The organism is Legionella stuttgartensis, assembly GCF_977063405.2.
On the sequence record NZ_CDRUHA020000022.1, the window covers coordinates 602,003 to 628,137 of the forward strand.

The window sequence follows — 26,135 nt, forward strand, 5'->3', positions numbered from 1 at the left end:
GTTATGTTTCGCTGCATTCGAGCTACAATATACTTGAGCAATACATTAAATGATTTGAGGCAAAATAGATGTTTAAAAACTCCACTCTTTACAAACCTGAAGCCACATTAATGCACGTCAGAAATGATATGAGCATTTGTCAGAGTGACTACCCTATTGACTGGTATCAAGAGGAGTTTATTCCCTATGCCCAGGAATACCAAGCTCTTCCAGATAGAAAACTCACAACGGTCCTCGCTTGGATGACTCCTTATCTTAAAAAAGCTCAAGATCATTTTGGTGAGCGATTACTACTCCTAGCTCATTATTACATGGGTGGTGATATTGTCCGCTTGGTTGAACAATTTGGCGGACTTATTGGTGACTCTTATCAATTAGCCTTGATGGCAGCGGAACATCCTGAAAAATCCGTCATTATTGAATCTGCCGTGCATTTCATGGCTGAATCAATTAGTATTTTGGCGAATAAAAACCAACAGGTTTATATAACCAATCCTAAGTCCGGTTGCACCATGGAAATGCTTGCCAAAGATTTCATGGTTGAACCTGCGTTCCTTGACTTGAATGAACGGTATGGTTCCGAAAATATTTTACCGGTTTGCTATATGAATACATCGGGTCGAGTCAAAGCGTTAACAGGTGCCCAAGGTGGAGCAGTTTGCACAAGTTCCAATGTAAAAAAAATATTTCAATGGGCTCTAAAACAAAATAAAAAAATTCTCTTCATTCCCGATCAACATATGGGTGAGAACGTCGCTTATTGGTTAGGGATAAAAAATCTTGCCTATTGGCCAGGTGGGACTGCTGGCGCGCAATACTCACTTGCGACTCAAGATTCCAAAACGCTAAAACAATTTGATGAGGCCCAATTAATATTATTCGCAAGCCAATGTGCAGTACATACCCATTATCAACCTGAAATGTGCGATTACTGGCATAATCAAGGGTACACCACCATCGTTCATCCAGAATGCCGAAACTCCGTAATTAAAGTAGCACAACATTCAGGTTCCACAGCGTTCATCTGGGATTATGTAGTCCATGATCGGGCCAAAACCAAACGTTATGCCATTGGTACCGAAAATCACATGGTAGAAAATCTAAAACAACACTGCAAAAGCTTAAATATAGAGGTAGTCAATTTGGCAGAGGCCCCTAAAAAAGAAAATGAAAAAGGAATCGGTTGTGGCTGTGCTACGATGTCTCGCAATGATCCCCCTCATTTAGTTGCACTTGTTGATTTACTCAGACAAGGAAAAACCATGTCTTATAATGAGGTTAAAGCTGGTGATGTAGTCAATGAATTTACCGGAAGTAGAAACAGATTGCCTGGAAATGATCAGCAATGGGTCATCGATCATGCTAAAAAGTCCCTGCAAATGATGATCGATATCACTGAAGATCGCATTTAAACATCTAAAAGAAATGTAGCCTGAGTGCAGCGAAACCCAACTGCACCTGCTTACTTAAAGCTATCTCCTGGATCCCGCGAACAAGTCGCGGGAGGTGGGAGGTTCAGAGATGTGTGTAAGACTCAGTACTTATACCCTGATTATTTAATGCTTAATGACAAGCACAAGAAGGTGATTGTGTGCCGTCCTTACATTTTAAATGGCCAGTAGCGGCATCACATTGAGCTACTCCACCATGTTTTGAACAACAACCTTTAGAACTTGTAGTAGTTGTGGTAGTCGTTTTAGTTGTGCTTGTAGCAGGTTGAGTCGTGGTTGATTTTCCGCCCCACCAACCTTTAGATTTAGTGGTTGTCGTTGTGGTGGTTGCTGGAGTTGTTTTTTTAATGGTATGTGATTTTGTAGTAGTTGTACTCTTTGTTTTCTTACACTTACACGTTGGAGAAGCGGTACCATCCTTACACATCTGAACCCCAGTAGTACCATTACAAGAAGCAACTCCCCCGTGCCCTGAACAACAAGCCGCATAGGCCCCAACAAATGGACTGCTCAATAAAAAAAGAACAGCTATAAATCGATTTACCCATCTTGAAGCTAAATTAGCATTTTTCATTTGAAAACTCCATTTCAGTAAATGACATTAAATAATATAGACCATATTTATTAAAAGCATAAAATTCAGTTGAACTTCATCAGCTTATAAACAGGAACCATGCAAAATTAATGTACTGCAAATAGGCTCATTCCTTGAATGATTAATTAGCATTCTTAAAACCAAATAATCCCTTAATCTTGGCAAAAAAACCTTCCGCTTCAGCCTCAAGTTCACGGAGCTCACTTAATTTCTGAACCATACCCATTTCTTCTTCATTGAGTTCCACTCCAATTTTGCTCAATGCTTGCTGCGGATCTTCTTTTAGCTCATTAAAAAAATTGGGATCATTCTTTATAGCCTCCATTACAGCCATAATCTTGGGGCTTTGACTTGTTAATGTACTAAAATCCATAATTTCACTCCTTTGGCTCATTAGATTTTACAAAAAATCTATAGTAATTTTAGTACATAAATGAATCTATTCGCTGATTTACTGCATTGGAGTTTCTAACTCATGCTGTATAAAATTGACATTGCTCTAATCCTTGCGTACAGACAAAACCACCTAAAGTATTAATCCAATTATAATCAACACGCGATGGAATTTTGGTACGAACTTGCCACCAAATTGAATACTCCCCTATCGAATTCCTATAAGTGCAAACCACTCCTTGTCCATATCCGGCAACTAAAATATTAGCCCGTACGAAATAAGTATCTTTATCCCCTTGTGGACGATTAGGTGAATAAGGATTCTCTACCCAAGGGTCAGGAGGAACGCCCCATTTTAAGGAGGTGGTTTGTGGATCGGGACAATTCACGGCATGACTAATAGTAACAAATTGTGTAAGAAAAAAACTAAAAATAATAAAATGATATCTCTTCATAAATCCCTCGTTAATCATTCAATATTTTTTAAATAATATATACAAAAATCCATTGTGAGAATTTATTTCTTTGTTATAATGGCCGCTCAAATGCCTGGGTGGCGGAATTGGTAGACGCGCCGGATTCAAAATCCGGTGGTGGTGACACCGTGTGGGTTCGAGTCCCACCCTAGGTACCATAAATAGTTCTCAAAATTAAACTATATTTATCTCGCTAGTCCATTGCGTACAAACAAATTCAAATGTCATCTAATCTTTATTCATCCCAACATTACTGCTGTTAATTTTTTGATAATCTGTTTTAAATCATAAAAATAAAATCCGCCTATACTATAAAGAAGCGTAACAGAAGCTAAGGAAACAAGATGTCGACTAAGTGGATAAAGAGTCATCTGACTTTGCTAGCTGGGCTGTCCTTACCAATTCTACTCATGCTTGTTTTCGTTATTTCAAATATCCCTTTCTTCAAAACAGATCCGCCCCGTTATAGTCTGCTATTTTCTATTGTAGACTCCTCCTCTTCCCCTTTTCCTGTGCAAGTTAATCTAGTCGTTAGAAATGATCAGTTGGTTGCTCAATATAGCAAAGTGCAAAACAATTCTAATTGGGGAATAAAAAAGCTTTATTTATTTGATGCTAAAAAACAAAAAGTACGAGAACTACCTTTAGATTTTCCGAATTTTAACAATAGCTCAAATTTTAAAGAAGAAGTGGTGAAGTCAGCCAAACCATTTAAACTGGATACCTCACTCGAATCTCCTGACGGCTATGTCTTGCATACTACTAGTGATAATTTAAATACAGGATTACTCTCAGATCTTTTTTTAGGTAGTAATTATCGAAATAACGCGATCTGTCTCAAAAAAAATTCCACCTGCGTTAAACTATCCAACCTAAGCACAGGACGTTATTTTACGCCAAATAATGTTCAATTTATTGGTTGGGTTAAACCATGAATAAAGACGACGCATTACAAAAAATTGTTGAACTCGCCAAACGTTATCAAATTGACATTAGAGAAATAGCCTTAGCTTTAAAACCAACTCAAACGATAAGCCCTGCGGATCAAACAAATTGGTTAAATAAACTCTATAGCTATATAGGCGGCATACTCATCTTTGCAGGCATTTGTGCTTTGATTGTCATGAAATGGCAAGACTTTAATATCTATGAACGTGTCACCTTGACTCTGGGTTTTGGTTTTTCATCATTTATTTTGGCCTTTGTATGCTTAAAATATCCAAATTATCAAAAAGCTTCGACACCTTTATTTTTGATTGCCCTATTTCTTGAACCAATAGGATTAGTCATCTTGTTGCAAGAATATAATTTGATGCTACCCATAGGGTGGATATTAATCATAGCGGTTATTTACTTCGTTCATCAGCGTTTTGCAATTTTATCGGACAAAGTTCTTATTCTTGCAATCACCACTGTTGCATTTGGATGGATTCTTTTTGTTTATACAGCTGGTAATAGCCGCATTATTTTAAATTTAGGTTTTGGATTTTTATTCTTCTTGCTTGGTCTTTACCACCAAGAAAAGCAATATAAAATCACAGCTCCATTATTTCTTGTTGGTGCGATTCTTGAAACAGGTGGTTTACTTACCCTTTTGTCGCAATATACTTCCCTATTGATGCCTACATGGGGAGTACTTGTTGTTAGTTTCATTCTCTTTTTGCAACATGGCATTGCATTTATAAGCACCAGAATTACGGTACTGGCTTTTATTACTTTAATGTTCCTATATTCATTTTTCCTGGCAGCATTTGAATTACTTGGTGTACCAGAGCGCTTAAAATGGTTTGTTCTTAGTAGTTCATTGCTCGCTGTAAGCTCATTTATAAATCATTCAAAATACCAAAGTATCGCGGGATTACTCTTTTTTATATCCTCATTGGCACTGCTTTTAGTAACTTTCGACATCGTTAAAAATCAGCCCTACGAAATACTGTATTTAGGATTAGCTTGTGGTTTAATGTATATGGCGATTATAGAAAGCAGTCGCATCTTACTTATAAATGCCAGCTTGGCAACATTGTGCTTTATTTTATATTTCTCAAGCCAGCATTTCCCCCATACTATAGGCTGGCCCATTACCTTGATTATCATTGGACTTCTATTAATCGGGGTTAGTGGTATTGTGATCAAATTAAATAAAAAATACATGTAATCCAACTTAATTACTGAATTGGATTCAATTGGCCTTCTTTTTCTACTGTATTAAGGTCTTGTCGGTTTTCTTTAGTTTGATCTTTAATCAAAATCAAAAAGGGTATAAATGCTAACGCGAATAAAATAGAAAGTTGATACAAACCAACCCATCCTATCGCCATTTGAATGCTTGCAGCAACAGGGCCGGAAATAATACGAGGTATCGTCGATAAAGCCACCAGCATTGAAAATTGAGTTCCGGTATATTGTTTGTCAACCAAACGCATGAATAAAGCAACCAGGGCTGTAGATCCCATTCCAGCTGCAAAATTGTCAAAAAATACTGCAATTGCTAATAAACTTACGTTCTTTCCTATCATGGCTAAAACAAGAAATAGAACATTGGTTAATGCTTGCAATAAACCAAAGAAAAGTAAGCAACGATATAAAGAAAAACGCATCAATAAAAATCCTGCACCCAAACCTCCAAGCAAGATAGCTCCAACTCCTAACATTTTATTGATGTAGCCAATAGTCTCTAAAGAAAAACCTAGTCCTTGAATTAAGAAAGGCATGACAATTCCACTTGTAGTGGTTGTGAATGCTTCACCCAACTTATAACAAAAAATAAACAGCAAAAGAGGAACCACTCCTGGACGTAATATCAATTCCTTAATTGGAGCTAAAAAAGATAAAGCAAAATTATTCTTTTCTTTGATTTCAACACTAGGTTCTTGGCTAAAGACAACCGCAAATATACCTGCAATCATCATAAAACCCATAAAACGATAGGTAAAAGCCCAACCTAACTTTTGCGCCATAACCAAAGCCAAACCACCAGATAATAATAGAGCGATCCGGTATCCTAATACTGCTAAAGAAGCTCCTAATCCATGTTCACTAACTGGCAAATATTCTGCTCGATGCGCATCGATCGCTATGTCTTGAGTGGCAGAAAAGCAAGCTAAAACTAATGCAAGGAAGGCCATCAATTTAGGATATTGTTCTGGAGTAAACCAGGCCATAAAGTTAAAGCCAAGAAGCAATAAACATTGCATGCTTATAATCCAACTTCGTCTTTTACCCATACTGAATAAAGAATAGCGATCCAGGATAGGCCCCCAAAAAATACGATAAGCATAGGGCAAACTAATTAGACTTAATGTTCCGGTAGCAAAGACTGACATTCCACTGTATGCAAACCATGCTTGCAAGGTACTGCTGATTAATGCCATTGGTAAGCCAGAGGAAAAACCTAAAATGAAAACAATAAATAGGCGTTTGTTCATCTTGCAGATCTCTTAAAGGCAGTCGAATTCTTCTCTAAAAGAAAAATCCTACTCCTATTTTTAAGGAGTAGGATACGATAAGGTGGGAAATCCCTTCATCATTGATTAGGCTTTTTTCACAGAGATCAAATGAATTTTAAAAATCAAAGTTTCATTTGGACCTATAGGACCACCTACACTACGTGGGCCATAAGCCAAGTCTGAAGGCACATAAATTTCCCATGTAGAACCAGCAGGCATTAATTGTAATGCTTCTGTCCAACCAGGAATCACTTGTGATACTTGGAATGTAGCGGGTTTACCTGATTTCTCAGTGCTATCAAATACAGTACCATCAATTAAAGTACCAGTGTATTCAACAGTTACTGTATCAGATTTACCAGGCTTATTACCTGTACCTGCTTCAATAATTTTATATTGCAAACCACTTGGCAATACAGTTACACCAGATTTTGACTTGTTAGTTGACAAAAAAGCGTCACCTTTAGATTTGTTCTCTTCAGCTTTTTTGTTAAATTCTGCGCTGCGTTTTGCCATCAGATCTTTCTGAAATTTATTCAGAACATCTTTCATTTGTTGTTCGGTCAAAATCAATTGGGCACCAGACATACCATCTTGCATTCCTTTAGCCAATGCTTCCGGATTAATATCAATACCTTGATTTTTGAAGTTTTTTCCTAAATCAGCACCAATACTATAAGATAATTTATCTTTATCCGTAACAAGCGATGTAGCATCAGTAGCAGCCATTGCAGTAGACATTGCCAGCCCCATAATGGCCGCAGTGACCAATTTCATCTTCATAAAGAATCCCCTTGTAGTCTTACTATTGTGCATATCTTCCCAATTGTTGTATTGAAAGATATTGCATTCTAACTAAAATGCAACATAATTCTGCCTAAAATCACATGAAATTACCAGCATTTAAGTACGATTAATTGTAACTATATTATAAAGTCTATCGCTTTGAGGCTCTTAATGCATATCTCCGGTCCGGATTGAGCCACAGCAAAAATATATGACAAATCACAAAGTCAATAGTTAACTATAATTAAAATAGACAAATAAATAAGATCCCTCTACACTTTGCACTAATTGTAACTAGAGATGACGCACATGAACATCAGTGTATTTGATTTATTTTCCATTGGAATTGGCCCATCAAGTTCTCATACTGTAGGCCCTATGCTTGCTGCTAATGCCTTTTTAAAATTACTTGAAGAAAGACAAGTCATGAATGAGGTTCAACGAGTAAAAATAGAACTTTATGGTTCACTCGCCTTAACCGGAAAAGGCCATGGTACAGATAAGGCAATTTTAAATGGGTTGGAAAATAAAACACCCGAGACTGTAGCTCCTGAATCAATGGTGCCTCGTATGCATGAAATACTTAGTTCTCATACGTTAAAGCTTGCAGACAAAAAGAATATTAATTTTAACGAATCCACTGATTTTCTTTTTTTACAAAAAGAGCTCTTGCCCAAACATTCAAATGGGATGCGTTTTTCAGCCTTTGACGCTCAAGATAGTTTGTTAATTGCGCAAGTTTACTATTCAATCGGTGGTGGTTTTATCACTACTGAAGAAGACTTTTCCAAAGTTACTGAAGATACAAATTCACCTCCATACCCTTTTGCTACAGCAACTCAACTCTTAGAGCTGTGCCAGGAGAATAACTTAAGCATCGCCGAATTAATGCTAATTAATGAAAAAACCTGGCGTAGCGCAGATGAGATCCATGCTGGTATTTTAGCAATTGCCCAAGTCATGGATGATTGCATTTCCACTGGATGCCAGCATGAAGGTATTTTACCTGGAGGGCTTAATTTAAAAAGACGAGCTCCTGATTTATATAAAAAGCTTATGAACGAAAAAGGGGTGAAAAGCGTTTTTGAACAATCCGATATCATGAACTGGTTAAATCTTTATGCTATGGCCGTTAATGAAGAAAATGCGGCTGGTGGGCGTATCGTTACCGCACCAACTAATGGTGCGGCGGGCATTATTCCTGCAGTACTTAAATATTGCCAACGCGCCCACGATAAAATGAGCCATGAAGACATATATACCTATTTTCTTACAGCCGCTGCGATAGGCATACTTTACAAAAAAGGAGCATCCATTTCTGGTGCTGAAGTAGGATGCCAAGGTGAAGTAGGTGTTGCCTCTTCTATGGCTGCAGCAGGTCTTACTGCTGTTCTTGGCGGTACCGTAGCTCAAGTAGAAAATGCTGCTGAAATTGCAATGGAGCATCATTTAGGTATGACCTGCGATCCAGTATTAGGTTTGGTACAAATACCATGTATTGAGCGGAACGCGATGGGTGCAGTAAAAGCAGTCAATGCAACGCGAATGGCTCTTATTGGTGATGGTCAACATCAAATTTCTTTAGATAAAGTAATCAAAACGATGAAACAAACTGGAATGGACATGCAAAGTATTTATAAAGAAACCTCTATGGGAGGTTTGGCAGTTAATTTGCCAGAGTGTTAAGAACAAATAAAACCACATTGTTCACTGCTTTGTTTTATTAATTTTTCTAAACCGGATATACGATGTCTTTGTATTCCTTCACTGATCTGTTGAACATCCTCTGAAGAACTTAAACTTAATGTAGAGGATGTTTCACTTGTCGCTCCTACCAACTTTTCCATTTTCTTATTAACTCTCATATTCCTGTACTGTTCATCATTCAAACGATCTCTAACAAAAAATGAGTTCCGATCAATAGACCCCCATGCAGTCTCCCCTTTGCCGTTTACAATTTCATCTTTTAATGCGGAGTCTCGGACTTCTCGTTCTAAATCACTAGTTGATTGTTTCGTACGTAAAAGCCGCACATGTAAAGAACTAATAACCATATTAAACTGATAGATACTGTCAAGTTCATCTTCCATAAAACAACATGCCATAGACATGCGAAACCGATGCATCGTTTCAACAGCTGCCCGTATTTTTTCCTGTTGTTGATGAGCGCTCATATAATCATAAATTGGACAGTAACTGTCTTGATTCGATAACATGGAAATACTATCGGTAGCAAAATAAGCACAAATACGACCTTTAATTTGCAAAGTATCTGAAGGAATATAGACCGTTAACGAGCATCGTTCACTTAAACTGCCAAATCGCATCCTGCTGCTTAATAAACTCGTTAAAACAAGTGATTGCTCGAAGCCCAGCGGGTCACAAATCAAAATATCCAATCTCGGAGCATTCGTGGTTCTCTTAAAATTGAACTCTAAAAAAGACCAATGATTTAATTGTTCACTTCCATCCCATTTTGAAATAGCAATTTGAAAGCGTCTATCTTCATCAGAATATTCAATCATATGTTCAATGAGCTCAGTTAATAAATCTATCTCATCGGTGCTCATTGCGAATGTTGTAAATTTTCCCTCCTTTTTCACTCGTTTCATTTCTTTTAAATATAAGAAAAATGCCATAAGGTCTACTGAAATATTGGCAGGCGTATCACAAAGGGCGAGCATTTCCTTGATTTCTGATGTGCTTTTCATAATGGACACTTTGAATTTTGGCTATTTTATTAATCTAAATGAGATTCACTCAAATCGAAATATTTTATTTAATGCCAGAAAAAAAATTTATTTTTCGATTGATTGATACTTGTGTTTTGTGTTTTGTGTTGTATCATGGCGCTCTTTTTTAAAGCAGAGGAAAATAATAATGAAAATAACTCGCGAATGGATGAAAGAAGATGGGAAACTTGATCTTGTTTCCAAGTCTCAAAAAACATTAGCACAGAGCACAACCGGCCAACAGGTTTTACTTCAATATGGCCTTTTCAAAGCAAAAGGTTTGACAAACCAAGCACAAGAAATTAGGGACAACGTGAACAATGCTATGGAGATAGCTTATGAACAAGATACAAATGCTATTCAAATTGAGAGAGTTGATTTGGGAAATACCAGTTTCGGCTTCTAATTTAAATCTAAATAGAGACTTGCAGCAACTCCACTCAAGTCTCTATTCTCATCTAAACCTAACGTAGCACTAAAGAAACCGGTGTCGCTTTCACCTAAAATCGAGTTCTGGCAACCTATACTATCAGTTAACAAATATCCAAGCATCCGAGTGCTCTTTAGAAAAAAATAAATCGCTCATTGCATAACCTACCACCGCTGCAAGCTTATCATTAAAATAAACCAATGGAACGTGCTCCCTCAACCAGGGTGGGATTCCCCATTCTTGGAATAATTTTTTTAACCGCTTGGTCTGCCCATGCCAAAAAAACTCTTCGCCTCCTTGTCTAAATCGGACAAATATTTTTGTATCAGGAGGAATTACTAATCCCTGACTGTTTTTTTTCGCCAATAAATTAATGCCTGCATTGGGTATGAGTAAAGGCAAAGGAAACGTAGACCACTCAATACATGACGTTAAAGTGCTGGCATTTTGTTTATCTAAATATAAATGTTTTTGATAACGACGTACGATTACATCCCCCCAACTCACTTCAGGAACCGCATCGTGACTCGCGAAAATCACTTCATCAATCAAGCGTTCAAAAGTAGCAGCTGAAGGCAGCTGGACTTGATTATTTTTCAACCAAACCCTGAGTATATTTGCAATACGATCACGGCAGAGTTTGTGTAATGGAGTGACCAATAAAGAATTGCTTGTTAATGCCTCTTGGTTCTCTTTCAAGACCATATCTTGCGCCGCCAGTACATCTAGATTACGTTTCGCCTGTTGGCAATGCAGCGCTGTTCTTGCAATATTACCTACAACTCCAGGCCATTTTCTTTGCAACAAAGGAATAATTTGCTGACGTAGGTAATTGCGGGAATAGCTGATATCTTGATTGCTCTCATCGTTAATCCAACTTAATTGATGCAATGCAGCATAATGCTCCAATTGCTCACGGGAATGGCTTAAAAAAGGCCTGGCAATGGTTCCTACTTCAAGTTGATTCAAATCAACCATAGCAGCCAGCCCATCGACTCCAGTCCCGCGAAATAGTTGTAGAAGTACTGTTTCTGCTTGGTCGTCTAGATGATGTCCTAAAATTAAGCAATCTTGTTCTGTCATTAAAGAAGAAAAAACTGCATAACGTGCAATTCGAGCCCCCTCTTCAACATTCGCCGAACGATCAAATTGAACTGACCGGGTAATTAAATGAATACCCAAATCCTGACAAAACTGTTGGCAGTGTACTTGCCAAAGAGAAGCATTAGCACTAATACCATGATTTACATGCACAGCAACCAATTTTGCAAGCAAAGTCGAGTGGGAAGCAAGAACATGCAACAGCACAGTTGAGTCAAGCCCACCACTAAAACCCACAATTAATTTATTAAAATGACTCAGGCAAGAAAACCACTCGGCACTTAATAAAGGTTTAATCGATTGCTCCCATAGCCATAAATTTTTGATATCGTTTTTCGACCAATTGATCTAAAGGCAACTTCTTTAGGGTACGTAATTCGTTTACTAAAAGATCCTTTAATCGTGCAGCCATGTCATCGACATTACGGTGAGCACCACCTAAGGGCTCAGGCACTATCAGATCAATTAATTTATTTTCCAGAATCTTATCTGCGGTGATTCTCATCGCTCGTGCAGCTTCACTTGCTTTAGATGCATCCTTCCAAAGAATCGAAGCACAACCTTCAGGAGAAATTACTGAATAAATGCCAAACTGGAGCATTAATATACGATCTCCAACCCCAATTGCTAATGCACCTCCAGATCCAGCCTCTCCAGTTACCACACAGATAATTGGCGTTTGAAGACGTGACATTACAAAAAGATTACGCGCGATTGCTTCAGATTGATTGCGTTCTTCAGCACCGATTCCTGGATATGCTCCTGCAGTATCAATAAATGTAAAAACAGGCAATTTGAATTTTTCAGCCATATTCATCAAACGTAAAGCTTTTCGATATTCCTCTGGGCGAGCCATACCAAAATTACGGTATACTTTTTCTTTAGTCCGTTTACCTTTCTGATGACCAAGTACCATCACAGGTTCACCATTCAAACGCGCTAAGCCTCCGATAATTGCAGGGGCTGAAGAACAACTTCTGTCGCCATGCAATTCCTGGAAATCAGTAAAAATACGTTCGATATAATCTGTTGTTTGTGGTCTAAGCGGATGCCTTGCCATTTGTGCAACTTGCCAAGGTTCTAGGTTTGAAAAAACTTGTGACGTTAGCTCAGAACATTTTGCTTGAAGTCGCGCTATTTCATCACTTAAATTCACTTCGTTATCATGACCTATCATGCGAAGTGCTTCAATTTTTTGATTCAACTCTTCGATGGGTTGCTCAAAATCCAAAAATTGTCGGCTCATTGAATACTCTTTGGTGAATTAAATATCATGGTATATGATAACCTTAACCGACAATTGATGCCAGATTCAAACAAAGCATATGATCATTACTGGATTCACCCCTTTAAATACAGAAAACTGCGTCTTAAACGAAGCTCGAATTGATCTTTGGCAATTTTCTTTAACTCATGAATTAAAAAATGCATATGAACTCTTAAATCGGGATGAGCAAGCGCGTGCAGAACGATTTTATTTCAGCAGACATAAACGCCGTTTCTCTACTGCCAGAGCAACTATGAGAATCATCTTAGCAAATTATCTAAATACTTCAGCGGAACAACTGGAGTTCACCTATAATGCTCACGGGAAGCCCGAGGTCATTAATGCTACAAAGTTGCAATTTAATATCAGCCATACTGGAGATTTGGCACTCCTTGCAGTGGGAAAAAACTTTCCCATGGGCGTAGATATAGAACAATATTCAGCTCGTCCTTATGAAGGAATTGCGAAAAATTTGTTTTCTGATCAAGAATATGAAGAGTTTATTAAAGTACCCCCTGCTCTAAAACCCGCTGTTTTCTTTCACGTTTGGGCACAAAAAGAAGCCTTTATTAAAGCCTGTGGCTTAGGACTTTCCTACCCAACCAAAAATTTTAGTGTCCCCATCTCCATGCCAACCAAACAATTGGTGAATGATCCCTTACATAATATGACTTGGCAATTACGCTCTTTCATGCCTGAAGTTGCGTGCAGTGGTGCGTTATGTCATCACCCTACCGTAAGAGAAATCAGACATGGATTTATTCATCTACAACAAAATAATAATTTGATTTTTTAGGTTTACATCAATGCACTTCACTCCTTCACAGCTCACATTATTACAGTTGCTTGGCGATGGAACCTGTCATAGTGGTTCTGAATTGGGAGCAACTATAGGTATTACCCGCTCAGCAATATGGAAACAAATTAATCAGTTAATTGAAGCAGGGATCCCTATAAAAAGGATACGACATCAAGGATATCAACTCACTAGCCCGCTGATTTTATTAAATCAACAACACATTATGGAGCATCTCACGTTACAAAAAAAAATGACTCCATTCAATGTGCATGTTGCGACTTCCATTGACTCTACAAATCGTTATCTTAAAGATTTGCCTCCTACAAATGGTGTAGATATTTGTTGCGCTGAAATTCAAACCCAAGGGAGAGGTCGATTTGGCCGTCACTGGCACTCACCATTTGGAGAAAATATTTATTGCTCAAGTCGTTGGAATCTTAACTACGACTTTACCAAACTTTCAGGATTAAGCTTGGTAACCAGTTTGGCCATAGTGGCAACACTTAATGAATTAGATATCTCATCTAACATCAAAATTAAATGGCCAAATGATATTTTGTGGACTCACAAAAAGTTATGCGGTAGTTTGATTGAAATATTGGCTGAATCCAACGGTAGTATTCAAGTCATCATAGGTATTGGTTTAAATGTTAATACGGATACACAAAACCATCCTCTTCCTGACAAACCCTGGTGTTCATTATATGAAATAACCAAACAATATTTTGATCGTAATGTGCTCATTGCAAAGCTGATTATCAACTTGGAACACTATTTAACCAAATTTATTCAACATGACCTAAACTCTTTTATGGATGAATGGAATAAATCGGATTATCTGTTTGGAAAAAAAATTAAAGTAACTCAATCCTTAGATACTCTATCTGGAATTGCTTGTGGAATTAATCAGCTAGGACAATTAATACTGCAAGATGAAGCAGGAACTACATATTTTCTCTCATCAGGAGATACATCGCTTCATGAACAATGATAAAGAATTATTAAATATGAAGGAGATTAAAGAAAAATTAAGGGTTCGTCCCGAGCATTTTCAAGTGCTCGGAACTGGATGAACTGCGAGGAAATCGATTATACTGCTTCTTCAGACTCGTCTGATTGTTTTTCTTGTTGTATGCGCAAATAAATTTCTTCACGATGGACAGATACATCTTTAGGTGCATTAATACCTAAGCGAACTTGGTTACCTTTCACACCTAACACGGTAATATTAACATCATCACCAATAATTAAGGTTTCACCGATACGCCGAGTCAAAATTAACATAAAAATCTCCCTAACAAAGCAGCTACCTATTCCTCCACAGAACGCTATCCATGGTATTCTTGATAGCCAAAAAACGACTAAAAACAAAAAAATATTTGTTATACGAATTTAATTTTACACTGTGATTATTAACAGAGTATTAAGAAAACGGTTAAATTATCTCTTTTTACCCGGTTTCGTGCAAAAAATTTTTGTTCTTGTTCATCTTGAGACAATAAGATCACCCAATTGATGAGAAAGAGCACCTACACTTGTGAATTATTTATTCTGAGGAGAGAGGCTATTTGGCCTCCAAACCAGGATAAATAACATGGTCAATTTTGGGAAAAACAGATTAAAATATAATCTCAAAAAATAAATGTTTATAAGTCAGAAAAAATGAATTAATTAATTTTTCATTGATCACCAGTCGCAAATTTCCTTCATTTAGGGATATACTTACCAAACATTATTAAACAGGAAACTTTGCATGTCCTTGAAGGCCATGTACAACGACAACACTGAAAACTATGCCATGGCTAATCGTTTTGGTGCAATTAGCCAGAGTCATCAAGTAGCAATTGAACAAATGAAGCACTTTTATTTGGGAATGAAACCTCATTATAAAATTCTTGATTTGGGGGTTGGTGATGGTGCATTTCTAAAAAAACTAGAACAAATTATGCCGCAGGCAGAATTCACAGGAATTGATGTTTCTGCAGAGATGTTAAAGCATGCCCGTGAAAAATTACCGCTTATCACCATAGAAGGTAGTGCTGCGCAAGCAAGTAAGTTCTTACCACCTCATAGCCAAGACTTAATTCTGGCTCACTTTATTAATGCTTATATTCCGATTAAAGTTTTATTTCACGAGGCCAAACTACTAACCCGAGCAAATGGTCATTTTTCTATGATTACAACAACCTATGATTCATTTCCGGTCGCTCAGCAACGTCTCGCCGAATTTATTACAGAGGACTCCGTTTTAAGCAGTGTTGTAGGCCATTATTACAAGTCCATTGTAAAAAACACCACTGTTGCTGCGAATAATAATGAGTTGATGCATGCATTCAAGCAACACCAATTTGAAGTCATCGCTCACCAACGTCTAGAAATACCTATCACTCTAAATAATATTGATGAATTAGCCCTTTTTGGTATTGAAGGAACGTGGTTTCTCAACACTTTGTCCATCAGGATGTTGCCAAAAATATTTTTAATTCAAAGACTTAAGCGCCTGTTTAGCAAAATATTCACTTTTCCTTATCATGATACTCACATAATTGATGTCGTTCTTGCTAGAAAATGATAATCTGGTAATTATCTTTGGGTAGTGGGGTAGGAAAAATGATTTCTCAAGAAGTGAAGAATTATTTACCTGAATTGGCTCTCCGACAAAAACAAGCCAATAACATCATATTTATTACCTTCTGGAGCCAATTCTCTGTATATGCACTAAACACCATTTTAGTTTTGTTTTTAACCCGTCCGGTATGGTCTCAAGGTTTAGGATATAGCCAAGCCAAAGCCTATGCTTTTATTGGCGTAGCCCATGCAATGGGTTATTTGATGCCCATGTTAGGTGGGTATATGGCAGATACGGTGGTAGGAATTAGAAGGTCCATACTTCTTGGAAGTATTTTATTAGCCATTGCCTATTTACTGATTATGCTTAGTGGATACACCGTTAGCTCTCTAGGAGATACTTTTTTTATTGCCGCATATGCATTTATTCCTGCGACTAACTCTCTTTTAATGGGAACCTCTTCAAGCATGGTCTCGCATATTTATTCCGATGATGCTATTAAGGCAAAATCGGCGATGACTTACTATTACATAGCAATTAATGTAGGAGCATTATTAGCTACTTTAATTGCGCCCCTACTCTTTGAAAGCCGTTATGGACCGCTTTCTATTCTTACCTTGACCTTTGTAGGAAAATCAATAGCCGCTTTAAATTTTGCAAAGCGCTATTCCATTTATGAAAATGTCATTTGGGGTAAAGACCAATCTAAATTTTCCAAATCAGGCATAGTTCGTTTAATCGCGTATATCGCCACTATTTATACGCTAACCTTATTTGCCTATTCCCATGTTTACATCGCCAGCACAATTATTGCCACTGGGTGTGGTATCGGAATTGTATGGTTTTTAAGAAAAACGCTTACTCTGCACGGTATTGTACGTGACAAACAAATGGTCGCGTTGCTGCTCATCGTGGAGGCCGTTGTTTTTTTTGTTATTTACAACCAAATGAATAGCACTTTAATTTTATTTGCTGAAAATAATTCTGACCATAATTTATTTGGTTTAACCGTTTCGCCAGCGCATTATCAAATATTAAATCCATTACTTATATTAGCTATTGGTAGCCAATTACCGCGGTTCTATAAAATATTTCCACACTTTACCATTCCCTATCAATTTGCAGCAGGTACAGCGCTTGCAGGCATTGCTCTTTTAGTTATGTCCTTCGCTGCTTCTACCACTACTACTGGAATAATTAACGGCAACTATATTGCTTTAACCTATATTCTCATTTCTATTGCTGAATTATGGGTCAGTGCAATTGGTTTAAGCATGGTAGGACTTTATTGTGATAAAAACTCAATTGCCTTTGCTATGGGGGTATGGTATCTCGCCAGTTCGTTAGCACATGCTATCTCAGGAAGAATTGCAGCCTGGGTGGCAATTCCTAATACAATTCATTCGCCTATAGAAAGTCTGCCCTATTATCAAAACTATTATTTGGTTCTCGGTTTATGCGCTATGGGGCTGGGTATCATCATGTATCTTTTCGCCTATATTTTACAAAAAATAATGAAAAAAAGAGGCGTTATTTTAGGTTAAAAGGTACGCAAACATCCAATGAAACAAATTTAAAAAGCTACCCTATAAGATGCCTAGCAGAGACTTGGCATCCGCTTAAGATACAAAAATGCCCATTCTTATTGATATCATCGATTAAAATTCATTAATGTACCCAGGGCCATCGCTCTACGTGTCGCGAACAAGTCGCGGCACGTAAGATGTGAGGCTAAATTGTAAACAACCCCTAGTATTTTATTTAATATTAAATACCCGCATATAATCTCTTGTTTTAATTTAAAAATATAAAGATGTGCTTGCTTGTTAAGTACGTAATTCGTACCATGCGTTTTTTAACTAGAGTACATTTCATATGAAGATTTATTTTCCAGAGATTAAATTCGAAGGTAACCCAATTGTTTGGGAATTGAATGAAAAAACCAACCAAGCCACATGCTTGCTTTATTGCATAAAAAAGGACAACCAAGCTCAATTAATGCCTAAAATGTCTTTTGATCTATTTAAAAAATTTCCTGGGATTACATATGACAAAGGCGAAATACTCATTAAAGATGTCAAAATTTTTGACAAGGCATACCTAAGCGTCGATCATCTTTGCGAAGTAAAGGAAACCATCACTGCCCCTAAAACCAATATTACACGACAAAAAAGTCTTTTTTTCCTGGAACAAAAAAATAAAATGTTGGATGGTGGAGCTTCCACTTCGAAACCCGTCAGACGCAGCTTAAGCTTAAGCAATACAACTCTCCCCGCTTATACACATATTACATTGGATGAATTGATAAAAAATGATCATTCTACGTGTGCTTTATGGGGTGATACAGTTGCCTACGAAAATTACTTCGAAGATAAAACCAACAGTGATGCAAAAGCACGAGGAGCGAAATTCTTAAGATCTGCAATGTCATTTAATGTTATGGTGCAGTATGAAAAAAATGGTTACCTTTATCCTTTGAAATCCAAAGTAATCAAAGAAATCCGCGCTTTATTGAAGATGCTTGATCCAATCTATACTGATTGGTATTCCGACGAAAATATTCAGGTGAACAGAGAGCTGGTTTTTCATTATCTTCAAAATGCAGTGCTTGAAGCAATGCTTAATGCTCCTCTCAATAATAAGCCTACAGAGTTTGAAACTAAAGAACCACCGAAGTTAGGTGCAGCATTACTCAATTATGCCATAGAGCAAGCCCGTACTTTGCGTGCTGAATTAATGCTGATAAAGTTCAATATATTAATTAAGCCAGAATTATCTCCTGCTCTTGCACTTCGTGATAAAGAAGTAAAAGTTTTGCCCGAAATAACTTCGTTCCGCGAGTTCGTACTCAAACAGCCTAAGGAAATCGTTGAAGCCATTAGTACACGATTAAATACGATTACTCTATTGATTATTGAGTCCGGGAAAGTAGAAGACTCAAATGCTGAATTAAGCACTCAATTAAATTCCTTATTAAGTGTTAATGCACCTGAGATCATGAATTTTCATTCCTTTAAAACATTAATACACACTCTATTAGACCAACAAATAACGAGCAGTCGTAAAAATGAACTAATACCTGAGATTGTTAACAAAGTTACCATCGAAACGATAAATCAAATCTATAAAGTATTTAATAAAACTCATAGCCAATATGTCGCTCAACTGTCAAAAGTGGATGATAACTTTTACATATGCAAAGACTGGGCTGATAAACTAGCGGTTGGCTTAGCAGAAGTTAAACTCAAGAATCCTAAAGAGGAGAAGAAAGTAACAGCTTATAGTCAAGCGATTGCTGATAAAGTTGTCAGCTTTATACAACATCAATTGAATGAACATCAACTACGTCAAGATGAAACGATAAGCACTAGCTCTCTGTCCATTAAGTTGTAAAGGGATAAACTTTATTGATTAAATTGAACCTGGGAGAAATTATTTCCCGGGTTTAGCTCACCCGGGTTATAAATAATTAATTATCCAAACCTAAATTATCTTGTTTAAATATTCTATCTGCTCGATAACTTGAGCGAACTAAAGGTCCTGAAGCAACTTCAAAAAAGCCTTTTTTTAATCCGATCTGTCTGAGTTCAGCAAAGGTTTCGGGAGTCACATAACGCGCGATGGGTAAATGGTTTCTTGTGGGTTGCAAATATTGTCCAAGGGTAAGAATATCCACATTATGGGCACGCAAGTCATCCATTGTTTGGATAATTTCCTCATCCGTTTCACCTAAACCCAACATCAAGCTAGTTTTAGTCAAAACGTCCGGTCTATAGCGTTTGGCAAATGCAAGAACGTTTAATGTTTGCGCATACCCGGCTCTATTGTCACGTACTGGATGCGTCAAACGTTCGACCGTTTCAACATTTTGTGCAAATACATCAACGCCACTATCCAATAATACGGCAATAACTTTTTCTACACCTTGAAAATCAGGGGTTAATGCTTCTACTTTAGTTTTTGGAGAGCGTTGTTTAATTGCACGAATAGTTTGTGCATAATGATTTGCGCCACCATCAGATAAATCATCTCTGTTTACTGAAGTTAAAACGACATAATCTAAATTCATTAAGGCTACTGTATTGGCTGTATTTTCTGGTTCTTGCAAATCCAACCAACCATGAGGATTACCAGTATCTACTGCGCAAAAACGACATGCACGAGTACATACAGCTCCCATTAACATAATCGTAGCAGTACCATGCGACCAACATTCAGAAATATTAGGACATTTTGCCTCCTCGCAAACTGTCGCCAAACGGTGTTTTTGTACCTGCTCTTTTACTTGATGGTATTCAGGGGTAGTATGATTCACTACACGCAGCCATTTAGGTTTAGGTAAACGCTCATAGGCTAGCCCTGTTGGTTTTACGCCATCTTTAATTGCTGTCACGCCATGAGATGTTTTATATTTTTTTCCGCTCTCTACAACAACGGGAATATTAATGGGCTTGCTCATGTTATCACCTGAAAAACAAGGGTAAGTGCTCGGCTTTTCCAGCGAACGGTCGTATTTCACGCATCTTGCGAGCAAATCCAACCATCCGAGTACACATTTAATGAACGCTGAGCAATTACAAACAAAGAGAGATGATGATCCCAAATCATCAAAGTAAGATCAAGTCAAATTTAAAAAGTTACCAACAATCATCAAGATAAATAAAAGCACAATTGAGACTCCCAAATTAGACAATACAAAGGGATACACCACTAAACTTACAGCAATAGCAAGTAAAAATAAAAGACCAATAGTAGCTAACTTTGTTCTTAATGCGGCAAAGCGATTGATCTTACACAAGAGAAAATAAATAAGTAGAATCAAGATTAGAGGGAGTATGTATACTCCTTGATACAGCAATTGATACAAACTAGCTTGCCAACTGGGTAAATGCTGATCATTCAGCCATTGTTCAAAAATTGTAGACCAATTCATCACACAGGTTTGCTGATAAATTGTAGTGATCAGCCCTAATAAAAAAGCCAATGAAAAATACAAAGTTTTAGAATACTGTTTTTTATAATATTGCCCAACAAAATAAATCGTCATTAAACCCAAGAATACCGCAGGAATATGCATCCAAGGCAACAATTCAAAAAAAGTACTGGGATAAACTTGTTGAAAATAATGGACTATTGCCACAGAAGAGGCATATAAAAGTGCTGCAATCAGTTGTTTTTTCCTCTGAGTCTCGATTAAAAGAAAAGCAAGAAATCCCGCAAAACAAAAAAATGCACATGGAGTAAAAGAATCCATAAACGCAATTGTGGTTGTAAATTGAAGTCTTGACGGTTTCTCTACCAATCCCGTAATAAATCGGTTTGCATTGGCCAAATGACGCAGAGTATTAACCGTTTCAAGAGTTAATTCACCTTTATGTTCAATTTGCTTCTTACAATAATTAATCGCTTGCAATAAATCTTTGCCAGTAGTTTCAGCTGAATCAAAACCAACCCAACGCGAATTACAAATAAAGATAGATGGAACAGCAAAATCATCCATCTGCTGTGCGCTTAATAATTGATAAAAACGACCTAATGAATCTTTATCCTGATCAATATAATATCGTTGAATATGCAGATCCGGATATTTTGTTTCCATTTCATGGAAAAATGCATCAGCCTTCTGACAATGGGGACAGGTGGTCGATAGAAACATTTCTACATTGATGATCACCTTATTATCTGTCTTGGAATACCATGTGGGCGATAATTCAGCAGCCCACACCGTCGCTTGAAAAATGAAGAACGTTAGCAGCAATTTGAAAGCAGTTTTCATAGGATTCATAAGTGCATTAAAAAGGATACTATATCATCCTAAAAAACTCTTTTAATAGGTATGAATATAATTTTCTAATTGCTCTATCACACGAGCCTTATCTTCCAATAGATGATAAAGCAAATCACCTATTGATAAAATAGCAACAAATTCACCATTCTCATCACGAATTAACACATGCCTTCTTTTAGTTGCAGTCATAGCTTGCATTGCTTTTTCTACAACATCATTAGGGCTAAGTATAGTAATATCTCTATGCACCACATCGGCAACTTTTCCTGTATCAAGATCAATGCATTTGTGCAAGCAAGAACGCACTATGTCGCGCTCGCTTACTATACCTATTAATTGATTGTCGTTATCTACTACAACCAATGCACCGATATCATATTCCGTCATCATATCAATACTTTTTCTTACAGAATCTTCTGGGTGGATAAAAATAATTTTTCGCTTTGGTACTGGCAAGGCATTATGGATTAGGTCAGCCATGTTATTCTCCATTTGAATATACTTAACCTATTTTATAAATATAGTACAAATGGAGCGCTTTAAGGGTCTATTGTCGGACAATTATATGATTTTCTACACCACGTACGCCTGGTACCTGACGCGCTATTTGTTCAGCGGTATCACTGAGCCTAATTTTTTTAACATATCCAGAAAGAATCACAACATCTTGCCTTGTTTGAACATGCACTTGGGACACAGCCAGATCATCATTTCGCATTAAAGCTTCCTGCACGCTTTGTGTTAAATCTGCTCCTGGAGTAGCCATCGGTGTAAACGACCTAAATATATTAGATGTTGCCTGGTTCGACTGACAACCAATCAATGAAAATAAAACAAAAACAACCAGGATATTTAGTACGTACTTTTGCATAAAGGTCTCCAAAATAAATTCAAACGGTACTGGGATACTTCATGTAGTTGTTAATATCTATCTACAGTTCTCAGCAATAAGAAACCGTAGCTCAAACTAAACTAAGTCAACCTAGAAAAGAGTCCTGAATTACAGGAATACAACTCATGACTTCATCCACAAGCATGTGGATAGTATGTACTTTAACTGATTAATATACAAATAAATATCCAAGAGACTATACTATTTCATAACAATAACGGTGATAAGAACTGAAACCATGAAAAAAATGGCAAAGGTTGTTTCGAAAAAAATGAAACCATCACAAAAAATAAAAGAAATAAAAGGACGAATTGCAGGCCCAGACTCCAAAGAGAAATCTTCCGATATTGCATATGACTTTTTTAATTTAATGGATAAGTATTATCAAGCCAATCTGGGAAAATTTACTGCAAGCATCAGTCCTGCTTCCATAGCAACCTCATATTTTTCATGGGGAGTCCAACTGTTACAAGCCCCTGGGACTTTCTTAAAATTAAACCTTTATCCTTTACTGAATTTCTCTGATTTTACTGAACGCCTCATAAATCACGATAAACCGGGCAAGGGTAATGATGTGCGATTTCATACAGACAACTGGAGTCTCTATCCATGGCGTTTATGGGCGGAACAATTTTTACAAATTGAAGAGTGGTCTTTAAAAGCTGCAAGTGAAATTCCAGGATTAAATGAACCCAATCGACGAATTATGTCATTCACAATAAAGCAACTCCTAGATGCACTATCCCCTTCCAATTTTGTTTGGACCAATCCTGATTTATTGCAAGAAACACTAAATTCCTATGGAGAAAATCTAATTCGTGGAACACAATTAGGCCTACAAGACCTGGTTGAGAAATTAACCGGCACTCCTCCAGCCGGAGTTGAACACTTTATTCCAGGGAAGCAAGTAGCGGTAACAAAGGGTAAGGTAGTATTTAAAAACCATTTGATTGAGCTCATTCAATATGAAGCGCAAACTCAAAAAGTCTATAAAGAACCTTTATTAATCCTTCCTGCCTGGATTATGAAATATTATATTCTTGATCTTCTTCCGGAAAACTCATTAGTGAATTGGCTGGTTCAACAAGGTCACACGGTATTCATTGTTTCCTGGCTCAATCCTTCTTCTGAAGACAGAAATTTAGCTCTTGATGATTATTATCGCCAAGGAGCTATGGCTGCAATTGATAAGATATCAACCATCATACCTGACACAAAAATTCATTTAATGGGGTATTGCATTGGCGGCACTTTAGCTATGATTACCGCTGCAACTATGGCTAAAGACCGTGACGATCGCCTGAAAAGTCTTTCGCTCCTTGCGGCTCAGGGAGATTTTACTGAGGCAGGTGAGTTATTACTGTTCATTAATAACAGTCAGGTTTCTTTTTTGGAAAATATTATGTGGGAGCAAGGTTATTTAGATACCAAACTCATGGCCGGAAGTTTTCAAATGCTGCGCTCCTATGACCTTATTTGGTCTAAAATGGTACAAGACTACATGCATGGAACACAGAGAGGAATGATCGCCTTACTTGCTTGGAACGCAGATACAACCCGTATGCCTTATAAAATGCACAGCGAATATCTTGAAAAATTATTTCTCAAGAATGAGTTCTCTGAAGGCCAATATACGATTGAAGGCAAGCATATAGCCCCAGAAAATATCAGACTGCCTGCATTCGTAGTCAGTACTGAGAAAGACCATGTGAGTCCTTGGAAATCTGTTTATAAAACTCATTCGCTGATTAAACGAGAAGATATTACTTTTGTTCTTACGAATGGAGGTCATAATGCAGGTATAGTTAGTGAACCAGGGCATTCGGGACGGAGTTATCTAATTCGTGAGCAAAAAAAAGAAGAAACATATATTTCTCCTGAACATTGGCTCGAAATTGCCCAATCGCGAAAAGGTTCATGGTGGATTGCCTGGCATGACTGGCTAGTGAGACAATCGAGTAGTGGTATGAGCTTACCACCTAAAATAGATAAAACATTACCTGACGCTCCGGGAAGATATGTGTTACAAAAATAAATGATTTTTAAATTGAGTATAAAAACATGGATAAAGACTATTACAAAATAATGGGAGTAAGTGAGGATGCCTCTGAGAAAGACATTAAGATGGCATATCGAAAATTGGCTCGGAAATACCATCCTGATATAAGTAAAGAGCCAAATGCAGAAGAGCACTTTAAAGAAATGGGGGAAGCATACGAGGTTTTAAGAGACCCAGTAAAAAAAGCTGAATATGATAATTATCGAAAAAACAAAGCGTATCACCAGCAAGAAGGATCGACACATTGGCGTCCTGAAGAAGCCCAACATTATTACAGTGGCCAATTTAATGAGGACTTATTCGAAAATCTTTTCGGTCATTCTCGCTATCGCCAACAACCGATGGCTGGACAAGATTATCATGGAAAAATAAATATCAGCCTGGAAGATGCATTTAAAGGAACTGTCACAAACATTCAGATTCCTACCCACGAATCAAAAGCCTCCATGCAAACCTTAAAAGTGAAAATACCTCCAGGAGTAAAATCAGGTCAACAAATTCGCCTTGCAGGACAAGGAGCTCCAGGAATTCATGGCGGGCCTCGCGGTGATATTTATTTAACCATTCAAATTGAGAAACACCCTCTTTTTGATTTAATGGATGGTGACATCTACCTCACACTTCCTATTACTCCTTGGGAGGCCGCGTTAGGTGCAACAGTGGTCGTTCCTACCTTAGGAGGAAAAATCGATTTAAAAATTCCACCTGCCTCTCAAGGAGGGCAAAAATTAAGACTTAAAAATCGTGGGTTACCAGGAACAACACCTGGACACCAATACGTCCTTTTAAAGATTATTACCCCGCCAGCAACTACTGAAGCCGCTACAGAGCTCTATAAAAAAATGGAGCAAGTAATGCCTTTTAATCCACGTGACAAAATGGGAGTATAAGCATGAAACAAGACAATACAATAATTGGCGTGCTTATTGAAGAAACAATGACCATATCATTTAATGAAGTATGTCAAAGATATCACATACCTGAAGAATTATTACATGAAATGGTAGAGTACGGTTTATTTTCTACAAAAACCACAAAAAAAGAGCATCTGAAATTAAATCCAAACGATCTTCGCAAAATTGAGTCGGCTTTTCGCCTCCATCAAGACTTGGGAATTAATCTGCCAGGAGTAGCACTTGCTTTAGAACTATTAGAAAAAATAGATCAATTAAATGAAGAGCTTAACATTTTACGTAAACATTTTTGATTGATTAAATTACCCTGTAGCCTGGGTTCAATGCAATGGAACCCGGGTTAGTGAATCTGAATCTATTGCCCCAAATTTGACTATTTTCTCTGATTTTAAGTTTTTGAATATCCAATGTGAAAAAATCCTCAAGCACATATTGCT

Annotated in this window: 27 protein-coding genes and 1 tRNA gene; 14 read left to right on the forward strand and 14 right to left on the reverse strand. The window is 37.3% G+C overall.

Annotated features, from left to right (window positions below; genetic code table 11):
* Positions 1-68: 68 nt before the first annotated feature.
* Positions 69-1,412, forward strand: coding sequence for a quinolinate synthase NadA (nadA, locus tag ACWTEW_RS08280; RefSeq protein ID WP_454781225.1), 1,344 nt, complete (start codon positions 69-71; stop codon positions 1,410-1,412).
* 151 nt (positions 1,413-1,563) lie between these two features.
* On the opposite strand, the gene ACWTEW_RS08285 is transcribed toward nadA, so the two are convergent.
* The 3 genes from ACWTEW_RS08285 to ACWTEW_RS08295 form a co-directional block, all read right to left on the reverse strand.
* Positions 1,564-2,025: a hypothetical protein gene (locus ACWTEW_RS08285; protein WP_454781226.1), complete on the reverse strand. Its 462-nt coding sequence runs from the start codon at positions 2,023-2,025 to the stop codon at positions 1,564-1,566.
* A gap of 142 nt (positions 2,026-2,167) precedes the next feature.
* A complete protein-coding gene (locus ACWTEW_RS08290; RefSeq protein WP_454781227.1) occupies positions 2,168-2,419 on the reverse strand; it encodes a hypothetical protein in 252 nt (83 codons plus the stop codon).
* Positions 2,420-2,519: 100 nt separating this feature from the next.
* Positions 2,520-2,894 (reverse strand): DUF3757 domain-containing protein, encoded by a 375-nt coding sequence (locus tag ACWTEW_RS08295; protein ID WP_454781228.1) that lies wholly within the window; start codon positions 2,892-2,894, stop codon positions 2,520-2,522.
* Between the two features lie 92 nt (positions 2,895-2,986).
* On the opposite strand from ACWTEW_RS08295, the gene ACWTEW_RS08300 reads away from it, so the two are divergent.
* The 3 genes from ACWTEW_RS08300 to ACWTEW_RS08310 all read left to right on the forward strand — a co-directional run bounded on the left by ACWTEW_RS08300 (position 2,987) and on the right by ACWTEW_RS08310 (position 5,070).
* A tRNA-Leu gene (locus ACWTEW_RS08300) sits at positions 2,987-3,073 on the forward strand.
* A gap of 186 nt (positions 3,074-3,259) precedes the next feature.
* A complete protein-coding gene (locus ACWTEW_RS08305; protein WP_454781229.1) occupies positions 3,260-3,850 on the forward strand; it encodes a hypothetical protein in 591 nt (196 codons plus the stop codon).
* Entirely contained in the window at positions 3,847-5,070 is a 1,224-nt protein-coding gene (locus ACWTEW_RS08310; protein WP_454781230.1) for a hypothetical protein, read from the forward strand. The genes ACWTEW_RS08305 and ACWTEW_RS08310 overlap by 4 nt, the downstream gene beginning before the upstream one ends.
* Before the next feature lie 10 nt (positions 5,071-5,080).
* Here ACWTEW_RS08310 and ACWTEW_RS08315 read toward each other — a convergent pair whose 3' ends face one another.
* Positions 5,081-6,340 carry an AmpG family muropeptide MFS transporter gene (locus tag ACWTEW_RS08315; RefSeq protein ID WP_454781231.1) on the reverse strand — a complete coding sequence of 420 codons (1,260 nt, stop codon included), beginning with the start codon at positions 6,338-6,340 and terminating at the stop codon, positions 5,081-5,083.
* A gap of 105 nt (positions 6,341-6,445) precedes the next feature.
* Positions 6,446-7,144: a BamJ family beta-barrel-assembly machinery protein gene (bamJ, locus tag ACWTEW_RS08320; RefSeq protein ID WP_454781232.1), complete on the reverse strand. Its 699-nt coding sequence runs from the start codon at positions 7,142-7,144 to the stop codon at positions 6,446-6,448.
* Positions 7,145-7,456: 312 nt separating this feature from the next.
* Here bamJ and ACWTEW_RS08325 point away from each other — a divergent pair, with 312 nt between their 5' ends.
* Positions 7,457-8,833, forward strand: coding sequence for an L-serine ammonia-lyase (locus tag ACWTEW_RS08325; RefSeq protein ID WP_454781233.1), 1,377 nt, complete (start codon positions 7,457-7,459; stop codon positions 8,831-8,833).
* On the opposite strand, the gene ACWTEW_RS08330 is transcribed toward ACWTEW_RS08325, so the two are convergent.
* A complete protein-coding gene (locus ACWTEW_RS08330; protein WP_454781234.1) occupies positions 8,830-9,858 on the reverse strand; it encodes a hypothetical protein in 1,029 nt (342 codons plus the stop codon). The genes ACWTEW_RS08325 and ACWTEW_RS08330 overlap by 4 nt on opposite strands.
* 169 nt (positions 9,859-10,027) lie before the next feature.
* Between ACWTEW_RS08330 and ACWTEW_RS08335 the strand changes: the two genes are divergently transcribed.
* The gene (locus ACWTEW_RS08335) at positions 10,028-10,285 is read left to right on the forward strand and encodes a hypothetical protein (RefSeq protein ID WP_454781235.1); all 258 of its coding nucleotides are present in this window, start codon (positions 10,028-10,030) and stop codon (positions 10,283-10,285) included.
* Here ACWTEW_RS08335 and ACWTEW_RS08340 read toward each other — a convergent pair.
* From ACWTEW_RS08340 to ACWTEW_RS08350, 3 genes are read right to left on the reverse strand one after another with little or no spacing between them, the layout of a single operon-like run.
* A complete protein-coding gene (locus ACWTEW_RS08340) occupies positions 10,282-10,431 on the reverse strand; it encodes a hypothetical protein (RefSeq protein ID WP_454781236.1) in 150 nt (49 codons plus the stop codon). The two genes, ACWTEW_RS08335 and ACWTEW_RS08340, sit on opposite strands and share 4 nt — an antisense overlap.
* Positions 10,409-11,737, reverse strand: a complete 1,329-nt coding sequence (gene tilS, locus ACWTEW_RS08345) for a tRNA lysidine(34) synthetase TilS (protein WP_454781283.1) — start codon at positions 11,735-11,737, stop codon at positions 10,409-10,411. Before tilS ends, ACWTEW_RS08340 begins: the two co-directional genes overlap by 23 nt.
* A complete protein-coding gene (locus tag ACWTEW_RS08350; RefSeq protein WP_454781237.1) occupies positions 11,703-12,656 on the reverse strand; it encodes an acetyl-CoA carboxylase carboxyltransferase subunit alpha in 954 nt (317 codons plus the stop codon). Before ACWTEW_RS08350 ends, tilS begins: the two co-directional genes overlap by 35 nt.
* A gap of 79 nt (positions 12,657-12,735) precedes the next feature.
* Here ACWTEW_RS08350 and ACWTEW_RS08355 point away from each other — a divergent pair, with 79 nt between their 5' ends.
* Complete coding sequence (locus ACWTEW_RS08355; protein ID WP_454781238.1) at positions 12,736-13,473, forward strand: 4'-phosphopantetheinyl transferase family protein; 738 nt, start codon at positions 12,736-12,738, stop codon at positions 13,471-13,473.
* Between the two features lie 10 nt (positions 13,474-13,483).
* Entirely contained in the window at positions 13,484-14,467 is a 984-nt protein-coding gene (locus ACWTEW_RS08360) for a biotin--[acetyl-CoA-carboxylase] ligase (protein WP_454781239.1), read from the forward strand.
* A gap of 98 nt (positions 14,468-14,565) precedes the next feature.
* On the opposite strand, the gene csrA is transcribed toward ACWTEW_RS08360, so the two are convergent.
* Positions 14,566-14,760: a carbon storage regulator CsrA gene (csrA, locus tag ACWTEW_RS08365; RefSeq protein WP_010654169.1), complete on the reverse strand. Its 195-nt coding sequence runs from the start codon at positions 14,758-14,760 to the stop codon at positions 14,566-14,568.
* A gap of 469 nt (positions 14,761-15,229) precedes the next feature.
* Between csrA and ACWTEW_RS08370 the strand changes: the two genes are divergently transcribed.
* The 3 genes from ACWTEW_RS08370 to ACWTEW_RS08380 all read left to right on the forward strand — a co-directional run bounded on the left by ACWTEW_RS08370 (position 15,230) and on the right by ACWTEW_RS08380 (position 19,438).
* Positions 15,230-16,048, forward strand: a complete 819-nt coding sequence (locus ACWTEW_RS08370; RefSeq protein ID WP_454781240.1) for a class I SAM-dependent methyltransferase — start codon at positions 15,230-15,232, stop codon at positions 16,046-16,048.
* A 38-nt stretch (positions 16,049-16,086) separates the two neighbouring features.
* Complete coding sequence (locus tag ACWTEW_RS08375) at positions 16,087-17,589, forward strand: peptide MFS transporter (protein ID WP_454781241.1); 1,503 nt, start codon at positions 16,087-16,089, stop codon at positions 17,587-17,589.
* A 331-nt stretch (positions 17,590-17,920) separates the two neighbouring features.
* Positions 17,921-19,438: a hypothetical protein gene (locus ACWTEW_RS08380; protein ID WP_454781242.1), complete on the forward strand. Its 1,518-nt coding sequence runs from the start codon at positions 17,921-17,923 to the stop codon at positions 19,436-19,438.
* Between the two features lie 76 nt (positions 19,439-19,514).
* Here ACWTEW_RS08380 and lipA read toward each other — a convergent pair whose 3' ends face one another.
* The 4 genes from lipA to ACWTEW_RS08400 all read right to left on the reverse strand — a co-directional run bounded on the left by lipA (position 19,515) and on the right by ACWTEW_RS08400 (position 22,704).
* On the reverse strand, positions 19,515-20,504 hold the full coding sequence (lipA, locus tag ACWTEW_RS08385) for a lipoyl synthase (RefSeq protein ID WP_454781243.1): 990 nt from the start codon (positions 20,502-20,504) through the stop codon (positions 19,515-19,517).
* A 159-nt stretch (positions 20,505-20,663) separates the two neighbouring features.
* Positions 20,664-21,821 carry a glutaredoxin family protein gene (locus ACWTEW_RS08390; protein ID WP_454781244.1) on the reverse strand — a complete coding sequence of 386 codons (1,158 nt, stop codon included), beginning with the start codon at positions 21,819-21,821 and terminating at the stop codon, positions 20,664-20,666.
* Between the two features lie 51 nt (positions 21,822-21,872).
* Positions 21,873-22,313 carry a CBS domain-containing protein gene (locus tag ACWTEW_RS08395; RefSeq protein ID WP_454781245.1) on the reverse strand — a complete coding sequence of 147 codons (441 nt, stop codon included), beginning with the start codon at positions 22,311-22,313 and terminating at the stop codon, positions 21,873-21,875.
* A 67-nt stretch (positions 22,314-22,380) separates the two neighbouring features.
* A complete protein-coding gene (locus ACWTEW_RS08400) occupies positions 22,381-22,704 on the reverse strand; it encodes a BON domain-containing protein (protein WP_454781246.1) in 324 nt (107 codons plus the stop codon).
* A gap of 259 nt (positions 22,705-22,963) precedes the next feature.
* Between ACWTEW_RS08400 and ACWTEW_RS08405 the strand changes: the two genes are divergently transcribed.
* From ACWTEW_RS08405 to ACWTEW_RS08415, 3 genes are read left to right on the forward strand one after another with little or no spacing between them, the layout of a single operon-like run.
* Positions 22,964-24,760: a PHA/PHB synthase family protein gene (locus ACWTEW_RS08405; RefSeq protein ID WP_454781247.1), complete on the forward strand. Its 1,797-nt coding sequence runs from the start codon at positions 22,964-22,966 to the stop codon at positions 24,758-24,760.
* A gap of 26 nt (positions 24,761-24,786) precedes the next feature.
* The gene (locus ACWTEW_RS08410) at positions 24,787-25,674 is read left to right on the forward strand and encodes a DnaJ C-terminal domain-containing protein (RefSeq protein ID WP_454781248.1); all 888 of its coding nucleotides are present in this window, start codon (positions 24,787-24,789) and stop codon (positions 25,672-25,674) included.
* Positions 25,675-25,676: 2 nt separating this feature from the next.
* On the forward strand, positions 25,677-25,991 hold the full coding sequence (locus ACWTEW_RS08415) for a chaperone modulator CbpM (RefSeq protein WP_454781249.1): 315 nt from the start codon (positions 25,677-25,679) through the stop codon (positions 25,989-25,991).
* Positions 25,992-26,135: the final 144 nt, after the last annotated feature.

Bases quoted from the DNA above. Each gene is read 5' to 3' on its own strand.
- nadA (WP_454781225.1), top strand. From the start codon at position 69: ATGTTTAAAAACTCCACTCTTTACAAACCTGAAGCCACATTAATGCAC.
- ACWTEW_RS08285 (WP_454781226.1), bottom strand. From the start codon at position 2,025: ATGAAAAATGCTAATTTAGCTTCAAGATGGGTAAATCGATTTATAGCT.
- ACWTEW_RS08290 (WP_454781227.1), bottom strand. From the start codon at position 2,419: ATGGATTTTAGTACATTAACAAGTCAAAGCCCCAAGATTATGGCTGTA.
- ACWTEW_RS08295 (WP_454781228.1), bottom strand. From the start codon at position 2,894: ATGAAGAGATATCATTTTATTATTTTTAGTTTTTTTCTTACACAATTT.
- ACWTEW_RS08305 (WP_454781229.1), top strand. From the start codon at position 3,260: ATGTCGACTAAGTGGATAAAGAGTCATCTGACTTTGCTAGCTGGGCTG.
- ACWTEW_RS08310 (WP_454781230.1), top strand. From the start codon at position 3,847: ATGAATAAAGACGACGCATTACAAAAAATTGTTGAACTCGCCAAACGT.
- ACWTEW_RS08315 (WP_454781231.1), bottom strand. From the start codon at position 6,340: ATGAACAAACGCCTATTTATTGTTTTCATTTTAGGTTTTTCCTCTGGC.
- bamJ (WP_454781232.1), bottom strand. From the start codon at position 7,144: ATGAAGATGAAATTGGTCACTGCGGCCATTATGGGGCTGGCAATGTCT.
- ACWTEW_RS08325 (WP_454781233.1), top strand. From the start codon at position 7,457: ATGAACATCAGTGTATTTGATTTATTTTCCATTGGAATTGGCCCATCA.
- ACWTEW_RS08330 (WP_454781234.1), bottom strand. From the start codon at position 9,858: ATGAAAAGCACATCAGAAATCAAGGAAATGCTCGCCCTTTGTGATACG.
- ACWTEW_RS08335 (WP_454781235.1), top strand. From the start codon at position 10,028: ATGAAAATAACTCGCGAATGGATGAAAGAAGATGGGAAACTTGATCTT.
- ACWTEW_RS08340 (WP_454781236.1), bottom strand. From the start codon at position 10,431: ATGCTTGGATATTTGTTAACTGATAGTATAGGTTGCCAGAACTCGATT.
- ACWTEW_RS08350 (WP_454781237.1), bottom strand. From the start codon at position 12,656: ATGAGCCGACAATTTTTGGATTTTGAGCAACCCATCGAAGAGTTGAAT.
- ACWTEW_RS08355 (WP_454781238.1), top strand. From the start codon at position 12,736: ATGATCATTACTGGATTCACCCCTTTAAATACAGAAAACTGCGTCTTA.
- ACWTEW_RS08360 (WP_454781239.1), top strand. From the start codon at position 13,484: ATGCACTTCACTCCTTCACAGCTCACATTATTACAGTTGCTTGGCGAT.
- csrA (WP_010654169.1), bottom strand. From the start codon at position 14,760: ATGTTAATTTTGACTCGGCGTATCGGTGAAACCTTAATTATTGGTGAT.
- ACWTEW_RS08370 (WP_454781240.1), top strand. From the start codon at position 15,230: ATGTCCTTGAAGGCCATGTACAACGACAACACTGAAAACTATGCCATG.
- ACWTEW_RS08375 (WP_454781241.1), top strand. From the start codon at position 16,087: ATGATTTCTCAAGAAGTGAAGAATTATTTACCTGAATTGGCTCTCCGA.
- ACWTEW_RS08380 (WP_454781242.1), top strand. From the start codon at position 17,921: ATGAAGATTTATTTTCCAGAGATTAAATTCGAAGGTAACCCAATTGTT.
- lipA (WP_454781243.1), bottom strand. From the start codon at position 20,504: ATGAGCAAGCCCATTAATATTCCCGTTGTTGTAGAGAGCGGAAAAAAA.
- ACWTEW_RS08390 (WP_454781244.1), bottom strand. From the start codon at position 21,821: ATGAAAACTGCTTTCAAATTGCTGCTAACGTTCTTCATTTTTCAAGCG.
- ACWTEW_RS08395 (WP_454781245.1), bottom strand. From the start codon at position 22,313: ATGGCTGACCTAATCCATAATGCCTTGCCAGTACCAAAGCGAAAAATT.
- ACWTEW_RS08400 (WP_454781246.1), bottom strand. From the start codon at position 22,704: ATGCAAAAGTACGTACTAAATATCCTGGTTGTTTTTGTTTTATTTTCA.
- ACWTEW_RS08405 (WP_454781247.1), top strand. From the start codon at position 22,964: ATGAAAAAAATGGCAAAGGTTGTTTCGAAAAAAATGAAACCATCACAA.
- ACWTEW_RS08410 (WP_454781248.1), top strand. From the start codon at position 24,787: ATGGATAAAGACTATTACAAAATAATGGGAGTAAGTGAGGATGCCTCT.
- ACWTEW_RS08415 (WP_454781249.1), top strand. From the start codon at position 25,677: ATGAAACAAGACAATACAATAATTGGCGTGCTTATTGAAGAAACAATG.